The sequence below is a fragment of the Acinetobacter oleivorans DR1 genome (assembly GCF_000196795.1).
GTDB lineage: Bacteria > Pseudomonadota > Gammaproteobacteria > Pseudomonadales > Moraxellaceae > Acinetobacter > Acinetobacter oleivorans.
Window position 1 is genome coordinate 575,264 of sequence record NC_014259.1, and the last position, 17,487, is coordinate 592,750.

Annotated in this window: 17 protein-coding genes; 12 read left to right on the forward strand and 5 right to left on the reverse strand. The window is 38.1% G+C overall.

From position 1 onward, the window contains the following. Positions 1-22: 22 nt before the first annotated feature. The 6 genes from AOLE_RS02805 to AOLE_RS02830 all read left to right on the forward strand — a co-directional run bounded on the left by AOLE_RS02805 (position 23) and on the right by AOLE_RS02830 (position 5,516). On the forward strand, positions 23-949 hold the full coding sequence (locus tag AOLE_RS02805) for a branched-chain amino acid transaminase (RefSeq protein WP_004789093.1): 927 nt from the start codon (positions 23-25) through the stop codon (positions 947-949). A 67-nt stretch (positions 950-1,016) separates the two neighbouring features. Continuing rightward, entirely contained in the window at positions 1,017-1,907 is an 891-nt protein-coding gene (locus AOLE_RS02810) for a mitochondrial fission ELM1 family protein (protein ID WP_013196841.1), read from the forward strand. Positions 1,908-1,929: 22 nt separating this feature from the next. After that, positions 1,930-2,958: a glycosyltransferase family protein gene (locus AOLE_RS02815; RefSeq protein ID WP_013196842.1), complete on the forward strand. Its 1,029-nt coding sequence runs from the start codon at positions 1,930-1,932 to the stop codon at positions 2,956-2,958. Continuing rightward, positions 2,955-3,710, forward strand: a complete 756-nt coding sequence (locus tag AOLE_RS02820; RefSeq protein WP_023274381.1) for a polysaccharide deacetylase family protein — start codon at positions 2,955-2,957, stop codon at positions 3,708-3,710. Before AOLE_RS02815 ends, AOLE_RS02820 begins: the two co-directional genes overlap by 4 nt. Next, positions 3,707-4,474: a glycosyltransferase family 2 protein gene (locus tag AOLE_RS02825; protein ID WP_013196844.1), complete on the forward strand. Its 768-nt coding sequence runs from the start codon at positions 3,707-3,709 to the stop codon at positions 4,472-4,474. Before AOLE_RS02820 ends, AOLE_RS02825 begins: the two co-directional genes overlap by 4 nt. Positions 4,475-4,481: 7 nt before the next feature. Further along, positions 4,482-5,516, forward strand: a complete 1,035-nt coding sequence (locus AOLE_RS02830) for a glycosyltransferase (protein ID WP_013196845.1) — start codon at positions 4,482-4,484, stop codon at positions 5,514-5,516. Here the strand turns inward: AOLE_RS02830 and ghy are convergent. Continuing rightward, positions 5,513-6,403: a glycosyl hydrolase Ghy gene (gene ghy, locus AOLE_RS02835; protein ID WP_013196846.1), complete on the reverse strand. Its 891-nt coding sequence runs from the start codon at positions 6,401-6,403 to the stop codon at positions 5,513-5,515. The two genes, AOLE_RS02830 and ghy, sit on opposite strands and share 4 nt — an antisense overlap. A 68-nt stretch (positions 6,404-6,471) precedes the next feature. Between ghy and AOLE_RS02840 the strand changes: the two genes are divergently transcribed. Both AOLE_RS02840 and AOLE_RS02845 read left to right on the forward strand, forming a co-directional pair. Continuing rightward, positions 6,472-7,227 carry a glycosyltransferase family 25 protein gene (locus AOLE_RS02840; protein ID WP_013196847.1) on the forward strand — a complete coding sequence of 252 codons (756 nt, stop codon included), beginning with the start codon at positions 6,472-6,474 and terminating at the stop codon, positions 7,225-7,227. 29 nt (positions 7,228-7,256) lie between these two features. After that, positions 7,257-8,186, forward strand: coding sequence for a lipooligosaccharide outer core biosynthesis glycosyltransferase GtrOC6 (locus AOLE_RS02845; RefSeq protein ID WP_013196848.1), 930 nt, complete (start codon positions 7,257-7,259; stop codon positions 8,184-8,186). A gap of 38 nt (positions 8,187-8,224) precedes the next feature. Here AOLE_RS02845 and AOLE_RS02850 read toward each other — a convergent pair whose 3' ends face one another. Next, positions 8,225-8,443 (reverse strand): hypothetical protein, encoded by a 219-nt coding sequence (locus AOLE_RS02850; RefSeq protein WP_004789113.1) that lies wholly within the window; start codon positions 8,441-8,443, stop codon positions 8,225-8,227. Between the two features lie 203 nt (positions 8,444-8,646). Here AOLE_RS02850 and AOLE_RS02855 point away from each other — a divergent pair, with 203 nt between their 5' ends. Continuing rightward, entirely contained in the window at positions 8,647-9,675 is a 1,029-nt protein-coding gene (locus AOLE_RS02855; protein WP_013196849.1) for a stealth conserved region 3 domain-containing protein, read from the forward strand. 65 nt (positions 9,676-9,740) lie between these two features. Here the strand turns inward: AOLE_RS02855 and aspS are convergent, their stop codons facing one another. Further along, the gene (aspS, locus tag AOLE_RS02860) at positions 9,741-11,525 is read right to left on the reverse strand and encodes an aspartate--tRNA ligase (protein WP_004789117.1); all 1,785 of its coding nucleotides are present in this window, start codon (positions 11,523-11,525) and stop codon (positions 9,741-9,743) included. Between the two features lie 170 nt (positions 11,526-11,695). Further along, on the reverse strand, positions 11,696-12,460 hold the full coding sequence (locus AOLE_RS02865; RefSeq protein WP_013196850.1) for a DUF4184 family protein: 765 nt from the start codon (positions 12,458-12,460) through the stop codon (positions 11,696-11,698). Between the two features lie 137 nt (positions 12,461-12,597). Between AOLE_RS02865 and znuD the strand changes: the two genes are divergently transcribed. Continuing rightward, positions 12,598-14,673 carry a zinc piracy TonB-dependent receptor ZnuD gene (gene znuD, locus AOLE_RS02870; protein WP_013196851.1) on the forward strand — a complete coding sequence of 692 codons (2,076 nt, stop codon included), beginning with the start codon at positions 12,598-12,600 and terminating at the stop codon, positions 14,671-14,673. A 75-nt stretch (positions 14,674-14,748) separates the two neighbouring features. Next, positions 14,749-16,212 (forward strand): phospholipase D family protein, encoded by a 1,464-nt coding sequence (locus AOLE_RS02875; RefSeq protein WP_013196852.1) that lies wholly within the window; start codon positions 14,749-14,751, stop codon positions 16,210-16,212. A 266-nt stretch (positions 16,213-16,478) separates the two neighbouring features. Here the strand turns inward: AOLE_RS02875 and AOLE_RS02880 are convergent, their stop codons facing one another. Beyond that, the gene (locus tag AOLE_RS02880; protein WP_004789125.1) at positions 16,479-16,925 is read right to left on the reverse strand and encodes a hypothetical protein; all 447 of its coding nucleotides are present in this window, start codon (positions 16,923-16,925) and stop codon (positions 16,479-16,481) included. Between the two features lie 164 nt (positions 16,926-17,089). Between AOLE_RS02880 and AOLE_RS02885 the strand changes: the two genes are divergently transcribed. Further along, on the forward strand, positions 17,090-17,473 hold the full coding sequence (locus AOLE_RS02885; RefSeq protein ID WP_013196853.1) for an RcnB family protein: 384 nt from the start codon (positions 17,090-17,092) through the stop codon (positions 17,471-17,473). The last annotated feature ends 14 nt before the right edge of the window (positions 17,474-17,487 follow it).

Here is a 17,487-nt window from a genome sequence, read left to right on the forward strand (position 1 = left end):
TTATAACAATTTGGAGTGTTCCATGAATTTGGCTGATCGTGATGGTTTTATTTGGCAAGATGGAAAATTAATTGATTGGCGTGATGCAAAGATTCACGTTTTAACCCATACATTACACTACAGTATGGGCGTATTTGAGGGTGTTCGTGCTTATGAAACGCCTAAAGGTACTGCCATTTTCCGTCTTCAAGACCACACAAAACGTTTGTTAAATTCAGCAAAAATTTATCAAATGAAAGTGCCGTATGATCAAGCCACGCTTGAACAAGCACAAATCGATGTTGTTCGTGAAAATAAATTAGCTTCTTGCTATTTACGTCCATTAATCTGGATCGGTTCAGAAAAACTTGGTATTGCAGCAACAAATAACACGATTCATGCCGCAGTTGCAGCATGGGCGTGGGGCGCATACCTTGGTGATGAAGCAATGGCGAATGGTATTCGTGTTAAAACTTCATCATTTACTCACCATCATCCAAACGTGACGATGTGTAAAGCAAAAGCATCTGGTAACTACACCTTGTCAATTCTTGCTCACCAAGAAGTTGCACATTCTGGTTACGACGAAGCAATGTTAATGGACCCACAAGGTTATGTATGCCAAGGTTCTGGTGAAAACGTATTCTTAATTAAAGATGGCGTTTTACACACTCCAGATATCGCTGGTGGTGCGCTTGATGGTATTACACGTCAAACAGTAATGACGATTGCTAAAGATCTTGGTTATCAAGTTGTTGAGCGTCGTATTACACGTGATGAATTCTACATTGCAGATGAAGCATTCTTCACTGGTACTGCTGCGGAAGTAACACCAATTCGTGAATACGATGACCGTCCAATTGGTACAGGTGGCCGTGGCCCAATTACTACTGAAATTCAAAAGACTTACTTTGATGCAGTTCAAGGTAGAAATCCGAAATATGAACACTGGTTAACTTACGTAAAATAAGTTAATCCGTTAACATAAAAAGGCGAACATAAGTTTCGCCTTTTTATTTTTGGCTTCGGGAGCTTTTATGCATATTGTCTATGTCTCTGATGGTAAGGCAGGACACCGTTCGCAAGCATTAGGCTTGTTTCAGGCAATGCAAAGACAACAGCCAGAAACAACTTTTGAAGAGATCCTTATTTCTGATTTACCAATTATTTCTTTAATTCAGGCGCTTTTCTCTACAAAAAAATCGTTATTAAAAAAAGTACCCGATTTTATATTTGGAGTGGGAAGCCACACACATTTTCGTGTCTGGTTACTCGGCAAAATTTTTAGAAAAGCCAAAACTATTATATTGATGAAGCCTAACTTACCTGTGGTTTGCTTTGATTATGCTGTTATTCCAGAACATGACGGTATTCATGCTGATAGCCATGTGATTGTTACACGTGGCGCATTAAATCCAATTCGTAATGAAAACCGCCATCAAAAAGACCGAATTTTAATTGCTTTAGGTGGTTCATCTAAACGACATCAATGGAACCAAAACAAAGTATTAAGCAGTGTTCAAAAAATTGTTGAGAATAATCCAAACGCTGAAATTATTTTAACAACTTCACGTCGTACGCCAGCAGAATTTATCGATACTTTAAGACAGCAAAGCTTTGCTGGGCATTTACAAATATTTCCAGTTGATCAAACACCTCAAGGCTGGATTTTTGAAGAAATGCAAAAAGCAGAAGCTGTTTGGGTAACAGAAGACAGTGTATCTATGATTTTTGAGGCGCTTACCGCGGGTTGTCGAGTCGGTGTAATGGCAATGGACCGGCTGAAAGATGACCGGATTACCCACTCAGTTGATCAAATGTTAGAATCAAAATTAATTTCACAGCAGACTTGTGTTGTACAGTTACCACAACCTTATGCTTTTAAAGAAGCAGACCGTGTGGCAACATATCTTTTAGCGAAAAATTAAATTTTTTATTTTGAGTAAATAAATGAAAATATTGCATATTGCGAATTTTGGCTTTAATAAACAAGGCGCCCATTTTTACTGCACAGACCGTAAAATTTCTGCCGGATTAATTGAAAATGGCCATTTCGTTTATGACTTTAGTTTTCGTGACATGGCTCGAATGGGAACCATTTTTAAAACAAAAAAACTGGGTGCCAATTGGGCCAATAAAGAAGTACTAAAGGTCGTTAATAATATTGAACCTGATCTGGTACTTATTGGACATAGTGACTTAATGAGTCCAGATGTTCTCAGACAGATTAAAGAAGCTTATCCAAATACTAAAATTGCATTTTGGTATGTTGACCCACTTTATCTTGAAAGCAAACTCGACTTTGTTAAAGCGTTCTCGCCATATTTAGATGCTATTTTCTGTACAACCGGTGGGGAATATCTACAAAAATTAAAACAGCCGCATTTAAGCGTAGCTTATCTGCCAAATGTGGGTCACCGTAATGTAGAAACACTACAGCAATTTTCAAATGTGAATACGGATAAGACTTTTATTTTTTGTGGCGTGGTTTATAAAGAACCTGAGCGTGAGAAGTTCTTAAAGGACTTAGCAGATGCGTTGCAACAAGGCCATGTGAACTATCAATATTATGGTTGTTTTGAGCAACCCGGTGTCTACGGCAAAGCGTATTATAAAGTTCTATCTGAAACAAAAATGGGACTTAATTACTCACGCCGTAATGATGTAACTCTGTATAGTTCTGACCGTATTGTACAGCTGACTGGTAATGGTTTATTGACTTTTAGCCCAAGAATTCCGGGCTTTGAGAAGCTCTACACCGAACAGGAAGTGGTTTACTTTGATGATCAGTTTGATTTGGCCAAGAAGATCCAATTCTTTGATCAAAACCCAGATCAGGCTGAAAAAATAGCGAAAGAGGGCTGGGAGAAAACACGTAGGTCTTTCAATGCTAAACGCATCACCCAATTTATGGTTGAAGTGACATTTAAGCAGCCCTTTTCAGAAGATTATGAATGGTCACATGAGGTTTATGCATGATGTGGTTTTTGTACGTTGCGGTAGGCCTACTAGCACTTGCTGCACTGTTATATGTGCTGGGTAATTATACATTTTGGCTTCCGTTTCGTTCGAGCAAACTACCACGTATTGTCATGCTGCATCAGGTGACCCCTAAAGATGCGGCCTCTGGCATGAATATGCCTCCTGAAAAGTTTGAACAACTCTTACAGTTGTTGACGCGTAAAAAAGCTACTTTTTGCTTTGTCTCTGAGCTTGAACAATATCGTGGTCAAAAGAACGTTGTTGCTTTAAGTTTTGACGATGGCTTTATGGATAATTATCTATATGCCTATCCGTTACTTAAAAAATATAATGCAAAGGCAACCATTTATTTGGCTACGCAAATTGAAGGAATCGAAAAGCTAACTCATGAGCAAATCCATGAAATGGCAAACTCTGGTTTCATTGAATTTGGTGCACATACACAACATCATGTGAATTTACTTAAGCTTGATGATCAAACTGCTTATCAAGAGATGCTTGAGTCTAAACAAGATGTCGAAGCACTAGCTGGAAAATGTCCTAGCTTTGCTTATCCATTTGGTCGATTTAACGAAAAGCACCAGAAAATGGCTCAAGAGATTGGCTTTAAAAACGCCGTATCAACTCGTAAAAAAATCGAAGCGTACGAACCAGTTAATCAATTTAATATTCCACGTGTCAGCACGCATGGTGCCATGAATGCTTTACAGATGCGTATCGCCCTTGCTAAAGGACGTTATAAGTTATGAATAAAATTCCATGTAGTGTCTATATTGTCACTTTAAATTGTGGCGCTTGGTTAGAGCGAACTTTGCAAAGTGTCAGTGAGTTTGATGAAGTTATTATTTTAGACTCTGGCAGTACTGACAATACCTATGAAATTGCACAGCGCTTTGAAAATACGCAAATTTCTCATCAAGACTGGCAAGGCTATGCTGGGCAAAAAAGTTTGGCTCTAGCAAAATGCCGTAATGATTGGGTACTCAATTTAGATGGTGATGAAGTCTTATCTAAGGAGTTAAAACAAGAAATTGTTGAGACCATTCAGCAGAATAAGCTTGATGCTTTAATCACACCGATTAATGATGTTTTTTTAGGTGTTCCCAACAGTAAATATACTAAAAAGCATGCAAAGGTACGCTTTTTTCGCAAGTCTAAAGGACATTATGACCTTGCCAATAAGGTCCATGAAAATGTGATTGTGGATGGTGAATCTCAGCGCGCTCAACATGATATTTATCATTATGGCGAGTCGAGCATTTTCGTGAAAGTCGAAAAAAATAACCAATATTCCAATTTAAAAGCATTAGAGAAATTCCAAAAAGGAAAGTCTCCAAGCGTTGCAAAATTGGTTTTGGTGATGCCAGTGACTTTTATGAAGTCTTATTTCATTCGCCGTAGTTTCTTAAATGGTTGGCGTGGTTTCGTAAATAGTATGATTAACGCGTTTTATGCATTTCTAAAAGAAGCTAAGTTGTTTGAACAGACTCTGAATAAAGATAAAAATAAGTAGGCAAGCTATGAAAATTGTTCAGGTATTGGCAACGAGCGGTGGAATTGGAGGTTTAGAGCAGCATACTTTTAATTTGGTTAATGAGCTCGCTTTAAATCATGAAGTACATGTGATTGCACATCCTTGCTATCTAGACAAGTTTAGCCAACAGGTACATTTTCATGCTGTTGATTTTGCACGCAGCCGCTGGAATATTTTTTTACTTTGGCAACTTAAAAATCTGATCCAAAAAATTCAACCTGCTATTGTTCATGCACAAGCAGGAAAGGCGGCTGAGCTGATTGCCCGTATTAAGCCTTTTTTAGCTGGCCCTAAATTTGTAACGACGGTACACGGTACTAAAAAGAATAAATCTGCCTATTTAACCGGTGATGCTGTTATTGCGGTGAGCCAAGCTCTAACGCAAGGCATTCCTGAGTCGAAAGCACACGTGGTTTACAACGGGGTATATCCTCAACCCGTACTTACAGCTGAAAATAAAGAAAAATTACTTCAATCGATTCAAAAAGATTTTGCTGAGCTAGACCCTAGCAAAAAAGTTGTCATGTGTATTGGACGTCTAGAACCAGTAAAAAATATCAGTTTATTGATTGAATCGCTGCAACATATCGATGCCAATTTATGGATTGTAGGCGATGGTTCACTTAGAGCAAGTTTAGAGAAACAAGTCAGTGAATTAAACATGCAAAATCGGGTCGCTTTTCTTGGGTTTAGAACTGATGCTCGAGATTTGGTTCAGTTGGCAGATGTTGTAGTTTTATCTTCTGACCGTGAAGGTTTTCCACTCGTCATGGTAGAGGCTTTACAGGCCGATAAAGCTATGGCTTCAACTAAAGTGAATGGTGTGATCGAGTGGCTGCCAGAACGATATCTAGCAGAAATTGGAGATGCAGAAGGCCTAGCAAGCACAATTCAAGCTGCACTTAAGCCAGATGCACAAAATGACTTTAGCCCTCTGTATGAAAAAGCCAAAGCTGAATTAACTGTGCCAGCCATGGCCGAGCAGACGCTTAATATTTATAAAGGCCTGCTAAAAACTTAATTATTTTTTGGCGTAAGGCGGATGGCATCAAGTACTACGAAGTTATCTTCGACATTAATGGTATGGCAACCGTCATCTGCCTGATTCCAGTCTGGTAAAACCACTTCTAGTAATTTTTCTTCATAGGCTGTTGGGCTAAGCTGAGTAATCGCTTTTAATTCGATATTGCCGCCATAACGTTTTAAAGAATCTTGGCTTGGTCGAACCAATTGGCCTTTATAAATAAAAGGTTTACCCGCCATACGGAACTGCTGACTGCCTCGGCACACTGGGTTCATTGGGTGCTCTTGCCATTCAGGATTCAAAATATCTTCGGTAAAGAATAGATCTAAACGATCACCAAATTTCTTACAATCACGACGCGTTGAAGTAAAAAGATACCATAAGCCTTCATGATAGAAGGGGGTGCTGTCGACTGCTTCGATATTCTCGATCAGATTAGAATGCTTTTCCCATTTCAGTGGAAATTCAGTACATTTCCAAAGTTCAATCGTCTTGTTGGCAGAAGTCTCTGGGATCATGTACCAAGTGTCTTCTACTTTGAATATACAAGGATAAGAAAGGTGATAGTCGAGCTTTAAGATTGTCTCTGGTGGTGTGTAGGTGCCATCTTTAAAGACTTCTAAAACAGAAAGAAAACCTACTGGATGTTCGTCATCAACTTCTTCAAAAAAAATGAAATGACGGCCATTTTCATAGGCATAAAAGCTGTCTGCAAATGTAAACTTTTTAGGGGAGTGGATCTCAAAGAGAGAATCTAGTTGCTCAAGTGTAGTAAACGGTTGTTCTAACCAGCCAAAACGCATATACCAATGAGAGTCAAAAGATTTTGCTTTTTTTGCTTGTTGGTATTTATACCATTTTTTTTGAATCAGGCGATTTAGCATTAAATTTTACACTCGATATAACTATAATTAGATAGACTATCCCTGACTCATTTTAACATTTGAATGAAATGAAAAAATATTTAATCAGTATTGAATCTGCTAATAGTGAACGTTTAAAAAAGTTGTACTCTCAAGCAACATTTTACAAATATCGTGATGAATTTAAGCAGTTTGGGGTAATCGGTAAAAATTTAAGCGTCAGTGAATATTTTCAACAAGGGGTGGCAGGCAAGAAAAAACCGATGACGCCTGGCGAGCTTGGTTGTGCCATGTCTCATATTGCTGCACTAAAAGATTTTTTAAGCTCCGATGAAGAATATGCAATTATTTTTGAAGATGATGTGATCGAGCGTTTTGAAATTGATTTCCAAGACTTAGAAAAACATATTAGTTCTTTGAACCTAGGTCCGTGCTTTTTTCTAAGCTTGGGCGGTATTCAAATGAAAATATGCAATCGCGTTCGTGGAAAGTTTTTACCGGAAGAGTTGTATAACCAAAAAATTCTAAAAGTTGATTACGACTATCTCGAAAAACTAGCCTATGCGTATGCCTATGTTGTAGATCGTAAAATGGCACAAATGTTGGTTGATTACCATCAGCCGATAAAAATTTATGATCACTGGCAAGACCTTGTTGGACGAGGCGATTTTAGTTTCTATGTCAGTTTTTTATTCGATCACCCAATCATCGAAAATAATGATGCGTTAAGTTATTTAGAAAAGGAAAGAAGCTTAATTACTCCTATTTCACAAGATGATAGTGATTTGTTACGTTACCTAAGAGTTAAACTAAAGAAATATATACTTAATAAATATATAATTTAGTCGTTTTTTTAGATTTTCTTACTAATTTTATGACTAAGCAAAAAAATATTATTATTGGGTCAGCAACTGGATACAGCGCTGACCTCATTTCTTCTTTTGTATATTCTTTGGAAAAGACAGACTTTGATGGCATTTTGACTTTAATTATCTATAAAGAGCAAATGCCGGAGTTTGTTAATGCATTTTCAGATATCAAAAAATTTAAAATTGAATTTAAAGTTTCAACGATTGGGAAATTTAAATCAAAGTCAAAATACTCAGGTATTTACAAGTTTAAGTTTATAAAAAATATTCTTAAGAAAATTATTGGATTAACTGTAAATGAAGCAGTTCCTGATTCAAAAATAAAAGCACTTAAAATCACAGGCTATCCGCATGTGAGTCGCTTTTTTGAATATAAAGAAGTTGTAGAAAGTCATCCTGATGCTTCACATGTGCTGCTTAGCGATGTGCGAGACGTTTTTTTTCAGGGTAATCCTTTTAAAGATCTCGGCAAAGGACTCTTTGTTGGGATGGAAAATCCAGATTATACGATAGGCACTGAGCAATATAATCAAAAATGGATTATCGATGCGTATGGAGATAGTTTTTATAGTAGTGCAAAAGATGAGCAGGTTTCGTGCTCAGGCGTCACAATTGGAGATATGAACTCGATTAAAGTCTATATCAATAAAATGATTGAAGAGTTCTGCAAACAGCCATATCAAAAAATGTCTGAAAGAATTTATGATCAGGCAATGCACAATAAATTATTAATTACCAATGATTTAGCTGATGTAACTCGCTGTCAGCCATTTGAGTCTATTATTGTAACTCTTGGATTATATCCAATAGATCAAATTACGATTAATGATCAAGGTCTTATTATTAATCGTAACCAAAAGATCATTCCTATTGTCCATCAGCATGACAGACATCCGGAATTGATACAGTTATGCGATAACTATATTGGGAAATAAATTTTAGGATTATCTAAATTTATGAGGGGAGGCGGATATTAATTTTTATCCGCATTTCCTTTTAAAACCATATAAATCAGCGCAACAAAAATAAGCAATGCACCTGCTAAGCTACTTACGCAGAAATAAAGAATACGTTGATTTGTAGTGATGTTAAATAATTCATTTGCAAGGATATAGCGCATGAAAAACCACTGCGCAAGAGAGAATACAATTACGATTAAAGCATGTCGACGTACATCAGGGCGCATTGCCATAATGAATCACCAAGGGAGAAAAAGTGGTGATATTATGCCATTTGCCCACTCTCATCTCAATAGAGTCTAAATTGCCTCAATTGTGTAGAAAAATTAAAATTATGAATAAATTATGAATTTTTATTAACATTAATAAACCTTGAATTCCATTTTTTATCTGAAATTTTCTAGTAAATTTCTGTACTTATTTGGATATATGTTTAATGCAGCCTGTTGATTTTGTAATGATTTGGGTGGACTCAACTGATACGAAATGGCAGCAACAATACATATATTATAAATCCAAAGAAACTAAAACAAAGGCGGTTGAACATGTTGAACAATGCCGCTATCGCGACTGGAATAATCTTCATTACTGGTTTCGATCTATTGAGAAATTTTGCCCGTGGGTTAGAAAGATCCATCTGGTGACTTGTGGTCATTTCCCTGAATTTTTAGTCAAAAATCATCCTAAGTTAAATTTGGTCACACATGATCAAATCATGGAATCAAACTGTTTACCGACATTTAACTCGCATGCTATTGAAATCAATATTCATAAAATTGAGGGACTAGCAGAGCATTTTGTCTATTTTAATGATGATACTTTTATCAATAGGCCTTTAGAGCCTGAGTTCTTTTTTAGAAATGGTTTACCTTGTGATGGTGTGCGTTTACAGCCACTTATGGTTGTAGGTGAAGAGAACTTTCTAGGTGCCGTTGCCTTGACTGATGTTGCGATTATTAATAAGCACTTTGATAAGCGAAAATTACTCCATAAAAATCCCTATGCACTTTTTAACTATCGCTATTCTATGAGTAGTAATTTGGGTAATTTTTTAAGTTTATATAATCGAAAATTTTCAAGTTTTTATAGTACTCATTTGCCTCAACCTTTTTTGAAATCAGTATTTGAAGAAGTTTGGAAAACTGAAGAAGTTTATTTAAATGAAGTATCAAGTCATCGATTTAGACAGCCTTTAGACGTTAATCAGTATCTTTTTCGATTGTGGCAGTTGTGCTCATCCCGTTTTTATCCTGTCAATATATTTGAGCGTGGACAAAACTTTAACTTAAGGCTACAAAATCTCCCTGAAATTAATCAGGTTATTAAGAATGAACAACTTCCACAAATTTGTCTAAATGATGATGAACACGTGGTCGATTTTGAAAAGCTTAAAACAGAAATCATTCAAATTTTTGATCAAAAATTTAAAACACTCTCAAGTTTTGAAAAAGAAATATCCCATTAAAATTTGAAAATTAATGAATAAAAAACCCTGCATAAGCAGGGTTTTTTAATTTGAGAATCTAAAAATTATTTAGATTCTTCAGCTTTTGGCTTTTCACGTAAGCGGATGCCCAAGTCACGAAGCTGATTTGCTTCAACAGGAGCAGGTGCTTGAGTAAGTGGACATTCAGCAGTTTTAGTTTTAGGGAATGCAATAACGTCACGAATAGAAGTCGCGCCAGTCATTAACATCACTAAACGGTCAAGACCAAATGCCAAACCACCGTGAGGAGGAGCACCGTAACGAAGTGCATTTAATAAGAAGCTGAATTTCTCTTCTGCTTCTTCATCAGAAATACCAAGCGCTTCAAAAATCGCTTTTTGCATTTCTAATGTATAAATACGTAGAGAACCACCACCAACTTCAGTACCGTTCAATACCATGTCGTAAGCAACAGAAAGCGCTTCACCTGGATTGCTCTTCACTTCTTCTACGCTTGATTTTGGTAGAGTGAATGGATGGTGAACAGAAGTCCATTTGCCATCGTCAGTTTCTTCAAACATTGGGAAATCAACAACCCAAAGTGGAGCCCACTCACAAGTTGCAAGATTCAAATCATGGCCAATCTTCACACGAAGAGCACCCATTGCATCATTTACAACTTTAGCTTTATCAGCACCAAAGAATACGATATCGCCATCTTGTGCGCCAACACGTGCCAACAATTCAAGTACAATCGGTTCAATGAATTTCACGATTGGAGATTGAAGGCCTTCAATTCCTTTAGCGAGTTCATTAACTTTGATGTAAGCCAAACCTTTTGCACCATAGATGCCAACGAATTTAGTGTATTCATCGATTGCACTACGTGGCAATGATGCTGCACCTGGAACACGTAAAGCAACAATACGGCCTTTAGGGTCTTTTGCAGGACCCGCAAATACTTTGAACTCTACTTCTTGCATTAAGTCTGCAACGTCAACAAGTTTCAACGGAATACGCATATCAGGTTTGTCTGATGCATAGTCACGCATTGCATCTGCGTAAGTCATACGTTGGAATTTATCGAATTTAACGCCAAGAAGTTCATCGAACATCTTCACAGTAAGGACTTCCATTAAGTCCATAATGTCATCGTCACTCATGAACGATGTTTCAACGTCGATTTGAGTAAATTCTGGTTGACGATCAGCACGTAAGTCTTCGTCGCGGAAACATTTCGCGATTTGGTAGTAACGATCAATACCACCCACCATCAACAATTGTTTGAATAATTGTGGTGATTGTGGAAGTGCATAGAAACTACCATTTTGTACACGACTTGGTACTAAGTAGTCACGCGCACCTTCAGGAGTTGCACGTGTCAAAATAGGTGTTTCAACGTCTAAGAAACCATTATCTTCGAAATAGTTACGAATAAGATTGGTCAATTTAGAACGGAAGCGTAAACGATCCAACATTTCAGGACGACGAATATCTAAGAAACGATATTTCAAACGAATTTCTTCAGAAATATTGGTATTTTCATCATTTAAAGGGAATGGAGGTGTTTCTGAAGCGGCAAGAACTTCGATATCTTTACCTAAAACTTCAATTTGACCACTCACCATGTTGGCATTTTCAGTACCTTCATAACGGCGACGAACACGACCTGTAATTTTTAATACATATTCAGAACGTGCTTTATCTGCAGTTGCAAATGCTTCTGGAGTATCTGGGTCAATAACCACTTGAACGAGACCATCACGGTCACGCATATCAAGGAAAATAACACCGCCATGGTCACGGCGACGATGTACCCAACCGCATAGTGTAACGGTTTGGTCGATTTGGGCTTCAGTTAAAGAGCCACAGTAATGAGTTCGCATCATGATGAAAAATATCCAAACTATATTGGCTGAAAAGACGGATGCGTAAACCGCGCACCGTCAAAAAAATAAGTTTTCGATTATGCCCTGTTGCATGGTTTGCCACAAGAACTAGATCAAAAAACCGCGGAAATTAACCTGAAAATGAGCAATTTGGCAGCAAATTTTCTGATTCATCCCATTCTTTGTTGCCGATCTAAAAACAAGAATAACAAGCATCCTAAGCTAAAAGTACTTAACCAACCTTGCATAAACTCGTTGATAGAACGGCCTGTAAAATAATAGGTATCGGCATGCCAAACTTCGTGGGGGATGTAACGTGCATAATCCCAAAATGAAAATAAGCCTAACACTGTAGATAGAATAAACAGAGACCACGCGAAAAATTTAATTTTTTTATCTACTTTCCAGTGTTGTTTGTAGCGCTGGTAATAGTGAATACCCATCCAACCAAGAAAAGGTAAGGCAAGAACAGAGGAGCCAAGTTGTAAAAGACGATGCAAAGGGTAGGGATGACCAAAAAGATGAATAGTTGTCGCTAAAACATCTTTAAATACAAACGTTCGAAAATCTGAATGTGTTAAACCATCCCAAATCAGATGAGTTGCTATACCGACAATGAGTGCAAATATAACTCCAATAAAAAATATAAAAATACGTTTTAAAGAGCTGAGGCCAAGATCATGTTGCACACCAAAAAAACGGTACACCACTGGACGATAAAGAAAATACCAAACTGCACAAAATGCGAGGCCTAATGCAAGGTTGGGATAAATCAGACCTTTCCATTGGTGCGTCAGCATGCTGGACTGAACTGTAAATAAGCGGTAAAGATCGGGTGTCATACTCCCAATGGCTAACGCGGCAATTGGTAAAGTGTTTTGGCTAAGCTTAGATAAGGGAGGAGCTATAACGGCATGAGAGATGGTAAAAGGCATTAGAAATCAAAAATTACTCACATCATTTAGTTGACCAGTCTAACGAATCGTCGAATCAGAAATGTTTTTTATTGCAAAACAAACGAAATGTTATAATATAACAAAAATAAAACATATCGTGATCCGGGACACATCCAATGCAGTTTTATAAAAATATTTTGACCTTATCCATTTTAGCTGTCATATCCGTTCCTTCGCTTGCAGCAGAAAGTGAAAATGTTGAAAAGTTAGAAACTATTCGAATTAAGGCTCATCCACTTGAGCAAACTTCACAAGATTTTGCAGTTGCAGATACTGTTGTTGATCAAAAGCATTTATCGCAAGGGGCCGCCACCATTGGGGATGCGCTGAGTAGTGAAGTAGGAATTTACGCTAATCAGTTTGGGGCTGGTTCGAGTCGACCAGTGATTCGTGGGCAAGATGGACCACGCGTTAAAGTACTTCAAAATTCATCAGAAAATATTGATGTTTCGACCTTGTCTCCTGACCATGCGGTAACTGTAGATCCTGTGCTTGCGAAGCAAGTCGAAGTGATTCGAGGCCCTTCAACTTTACTGTTTGGTGCTGGAACTGTTGGCGGTTTAGTCAACGTAATTGATAACAAGATCCCTACGCAAATGCCTGAAAATGGTTATGAAGGACAAGTTGGCTTACGTTACAACACTGGAAGTGATGAAAAACTGGCGAGTGCTGGAGTAACTGTTGGCTTGGGTAGCCAGGTTGCTTTACGTGTCGAGGGGTTAACACGTGATGCGAATAACTACATTGCACCAAATTATATTCATGAAGGTGAAAAAGAGCGCCGTGTAGACAATACCTTTGCTCAGGGCGATTCAGTTAATGTCGGATTGTCTTGGATTTATGACCGTGGTTATACGGGTATTTCTTATAGCAACCGTCGCGATCAATATGGCTTACCAGGGCATAGTCATGAATACGAAAGTTGTAGCGCTCATTTAACAGGAACACCACATTTGCATTGTGGAGACCATGAGCATGAAGATGGTGAAGAAGCTCATGATCATGGACAAGAAGCTCATGATCACGAACATGGCGGTCCATGGATTGACTTAAAATCTGAGCGTTATGATTTTAAAACTGAGTTAAATGATCCATTTGCAGGCTTCCAAAAGTTACGTGCACAAGCGAGCTATACCGACTATCAACATGACGAAATTGAAGAGGGAGCAATTGCAACCCGATTCCAAAACAAAGGCTATGACGGGCGTGTTGAGTTAGTACATAACCCAATTGCAAGTTGGGAAGGGGTGATCGGTGCACAGTTAGGTCAGCAAAAACTGAATTTAACTGGCGAAGAAGCATTTATGGCACCAACCACTACTAAAAAGTGGAGCGTATTTGCTTTAGAACATAAGCAATGGAAAGACGTACACTTTGAGCTTTCTGCACGTGCAGATCAGCAAGAGGTTGATGTAGACGATAACTCTAAACAAGATTTTGATGGCTCTGCATTTTCTTACGCAGGTGCTGCGAATTGGGAGTTTGCACCGAACTATAAACTTTCTTTTGTCGCTTCACATCAGGAACGTTTACCTTTAGCCCAAGAGTTATATGCCAATGGTGGGCACTTTGCGACAAATACTTATGAGTTAGGAAATGATCAACTCAGTAAGGAAAAATCGAATAATGTTGAGTTAGGTTTGCATTTTGATAATGACAAACTTGATTACCATCTTCATGTTTACCATAACTGGTTTGATGACTACATCTACGCGCAAACCCTTGACCGTTATAAAGACTTCCGTTTAGTTCAATATACTCAAGATAAAGCACGCTTCTATGGCGCAGAGGGTGAAATTGGTTATCAAATTACACCAATGTACAAGATCAGTGCTTTTGGTGATTATGTGCGCGGTAAAATTGATGCAGAGGGTAATGCCCCGCGTATTCCAGCAGGACGTTTAGGTACTAAAGTCGACGCAGATTTTGGTGATGGTTTTAGTGGTTCTGCTGAGTATTATCATGTCTTTAACCAAGACAAGATTGCAGCTTACGAGACCGAAACTGAAGGCTATAACATGCTTAATCTTGGGGTGGCATATTCTGGGCAATATGGTGCAAAAACAGATTATCGTGTTTATATGAAAGCGAATAACTTGTTAGATGACACGGTTTATCAACATGCATCTTTCTTATCAAATATTCCACAAGTTGGACGCAATTTTACGGTAGGTGTTGATTTTAGTTTTTAAGGCTTTAACACGAAACTAAACTTGAAAAATCAATCCAAAAGACCTAATTTGAAACCATCAAGTTAGGTCTTTTTTATGCGTATTTTTCAACGAATTCATCAAAAAATAAATTGGTCAGGGCGTCGTTATATGGCGATATTACTTTGCGTTGTTGCTATTGCATATATTGCATCGGCAATTTACCACACAGTAAAACCATTGCCGCAAGGGATTAACTTTAGTGGCAAGCTTAGACATGCCGATGTCAAATTTTTAGCAGATAAAACCTACCTTGATGCAAAAGGGCAACAACAGGTTGATCAGCATATCTTTGATGAAATCTTGAAAATGATTGATGAGGCAAAAACCACAGTTGTGGTCGACATGTTCTTGTTTAATTCAGAAGTGGGTGACTCAAAACTGAAGCAAAGGCCATTAATGCAAGAGTTAACCGATGCATTAGTCAGTAAAAAAAGACAAAATCGCCAAATCCAGATTGTATTAATTACTGACCCGATTAACTCAGTATATGGTGGTTTAAGCCCTGAACATTACCGCCAGTTACGTCAAGCGGGTGTTGATGTGATTGAAACCAATTTAGCTCCTTTACGTGCTTCTAATCCGTTCTGGTCAGGCTTATGGTACATCTGCTGTCAGAATGTTGGAAATAACCCTGAGAAAGGCTGGTTGCCAAATCCATTCGGTGATGAAAAAATTACACTGCGCAGTTATTTGAACTTATTTAATTTTAAGGCGAATCACCGTAAAACTGTAGTCGTCGATACTGATGCTGGTTGGAAGTCACTGGTGACTTCAGCAAATCCGCATGATGGTAGTTCTAGACACTCAAATGTTGCATTAGTTGTAACAGGAGCGACAGCCGCAGATGTTTTACAATCTGAAGCCGCGGTTGCGCGAATGTCAGGTAGTAGTTCTCCATCGCTCATTTTAGGTGACTTTGAAAAAGACGTAACCAAACCTCAAGTTCAGGTGTTAACTGAAGGGGCGATTTATCAATCTGTATTGAAATTGATTAACTCAGCTAAGCCTAAAGAGCATCTTGATTTAAGTATGTTCTATTTATCTGAGCGCAAGATTATTCAGGCCCTAAAAAGCGCTCAAGATAGAGGGGTTATTGTCCGAGTTTTACTTGATCCAAATAAAGATGCGTTTGGTCGACAAAAGAATGGTATTCCTAACCGACAAGTTGCTTCAGAGCTACATGCTGCGGGTATTCCAATCCGTTGGTGTGATACACATGGTGAGCAGAACCATAGCAAAATGATTTTGAAATATAACGCCCAACAAGCTGAATTAATTGTAGGATCTGCTAATTTTACAGCCCGTAATTTAAAAAATTACAACCTTGAAACGGATATGTTGGTTGTGGGTAAAGTTCAAGATCAAGTCTTTAAAGATGCACAAGATTACTTCAATACCTCTTGGTCAAACCTACAAGGTAGACAGATGAGCGTGGATTACGCGAAGTATGCAGATGAGTCTAAAGTGAAGTATTGGATTTATCGTTTTATGGAATGGTCAGGTTTGTCGACTTTCTAAGCCTAACTTTATATAAAGCTTGAGGCTCTATCTTCACGACGGAGTCCTAATTGGTTCTAAACTTGGAGCTTATTTATTGCCGTGATTTTGTACAAAATTGGCAAGGTGATTAGCGACATGGATGTCGCCGTTTCACTGTGTTGCAGGGAAGCAACATCAGTGAAACAAAGGTTTTTGTCACTTTTGACCTCTCAAAAGTGAGGCATTAGCCTGTACAAAAGACATTAGAACATCACTGTAAGTAAAGGCTGTGCCACAAGTCCGATTTAAGGCGCTGGAGGAATCAACTGATCCAACGTCTTATCATCTAACTTTTCTAATTCACTCAAATCAGTCTTAATTTTCCACTGCGACTCATCATCTACAGGATTTGGTAAACGTGCCTCAAGCCAGTCACAAACCACATCTGGGTTAAACTCAGGATGGTTACACTGAATAATCCAAGATAAAAAGTCTTTCGCTTCACCGTTCATGTATGGCGGTGGAGAAACAGGGAAGAATAAAGTCGGTAGACGTTCATTCGTCGATAGATAGTTTAAAACATGCCCTAATTCTTGAACTGTTTGCCATGCTAGCGGATGTTCTACATCAATACTGAACTTAAACCACCAAGCATGTTCGCCGTCTGCTCCATGAGCCATAATACGGGCTTCTTGTACGGTTGGAACTTTGCAAAAAAATTGATGAAGACGTTCAAAACTGATTTCAGACACAGCAATTGACCTAGTTTGAAAAATGGTAATGGTAGCACAGATACAGATTCTTCATATTTTCTTTATAGTCATTACAAACAATATCAATCAAAGCTGTTTTATTCATGGTTTCTCCTTGACTCTCTTTTAATCTAGCTTCAGATCAAGATAAAAGGAAATAGGTCATGAAAAAGCCAATCGTTCTTGTACTTTCAACATTAATGTTGGGTGTGTCAGCTACTGCGATGGCCGATACAAGTCATCGTTGGGACAATAATCATGGTAAAAACTATGATCGATATGAGCATCGTGATGACCGCCGTCATGACTACCGAAATGATCATCGCGCTCCACAGTGGTCAAATGCCGATCGCGGTAAGCACTATGGTCGATATGTAGCATTTAAGCGTGGCGATCGTGTTCCAGCAGAATACCGCAATAGTCGCTATTATGTTTCAGACTGGAGATCGCATCGTTTGTATGAGCCACCACGTGGATACCGTTGGGTTAAAACACCGAATCAATATTTACTTGTAGACTCAAAACATCAAATTTATCGTGTCCGTTAATTTTGAAATATAGA

Bases quoted from the DNA above. Each gene is read 5' to 3' on its own strand.
- AOLE_RS02805 (WP_004789093.1), top strand. From the start codon at position 23: ATGAATTTGGCTGATCGTGATGGTTTTATTTGGCAAGATGGAAAATTA.
- AOLE_RS02810 (WP_013196841.1), top strand. From the start codon at position 1,017: ATGCATATTGTCTATGTCTCTGATGGTAAGGCAGGACACCGTTCGCAA.
- AOLE_RS02815 (WP_013196842.1), top strand. From the start codon at position 1,930: ATGAAAATATTGCATATTGCGAATTTTGGCTTTAATAAACAAGGCGCC.
- AOLE_RS02820 (WP_023274381.1), top strand. From the start codon at position 2,955: ATGATGTGGTTTTTGTACGTTGCGGTAGGCCTACTAGCACTTGCTGCA.
- AOLE_RS02825 (WP_013196844.1), top strand. From the start codon at position 3,707: ATGAATAAAATTCCATGTAGTGTCTATATTGTCACTTTAAATTGTGGC.
- AOLE_RS02830 (WP_013196845.1), top strand. From the start codon at position 4,482: ATGAAAATTGTTCAGGTATTGGCAACGAGCGGTGGAATTGGAGGTTTA.
- ghy (WP_013196846.1), bottom strand. From the start codon at position 6,403: ATGCTAAATCGCCTGATTCAAAAAAAATGGTATAAATACCAACAAGCA.
- AOLE_RS02840 (WP_013196847.1), top strand. From the start codon at position 6,472: ATGAAAAAATATTTAATCAGTATTGAATCTGCTAATAGTGAACGTTTA.
- AOLE_RS02845 (WP_013196848.1), top strand. From the start codon at position 7,257: ATGACTAAGCAAAAAAATATTATTATTGGGTCAGCAACTGGATACAGC.
- AOLE_RS02850 (WP_004789113.1), bottom strand. From the start codon at position 8,443: ATGGCAATGCGCCCTGATGTACGTCGACATGCTTTAATCGTAATTGTA.
- AOLE_RS02855 (WP_013196849.1), top strand. From the start codon at position 8,647: ATGCAGCCTGTTGATTTTGTAATGATTTGGGTGGACTCAACTGATACG.
- aspS (WP_004789117.1), bottom strand. From the start codon at position 11,525: ATGATGCGAACTCATTACTGTGGCTCTTTAACTGAAGCCCAAATCGAC.
- AOLE_RS02865 (WP_013196850.1), bottom strand. From the start codon at position 12,460: ATGCCTTTTACCATCTCTCATGCCGTTATAGCTCCTCCCTTATCTAAG.
- znuD (WP_013196851.1), top strand. From the start codon at position 12,598: ATGCAGTTTTATAAAAATATTTTGACCTTATCCATTTTAGCTGTCATA.
- AOLE_RS02875 (WP_013196852.1), top strand. From the start codon at position 14,749: ATGCGTATTTTTCAACGAATTCATCAAAAAATAAATTGGTCAGGGCGT.
- AOLE_RS02885 (WP_013196853.1), top strand. From the start codon at position 17,090: ATGAAAAAGCCAATCGTTCTTGTACTTTCAACATTAATGTTGGGTGTG.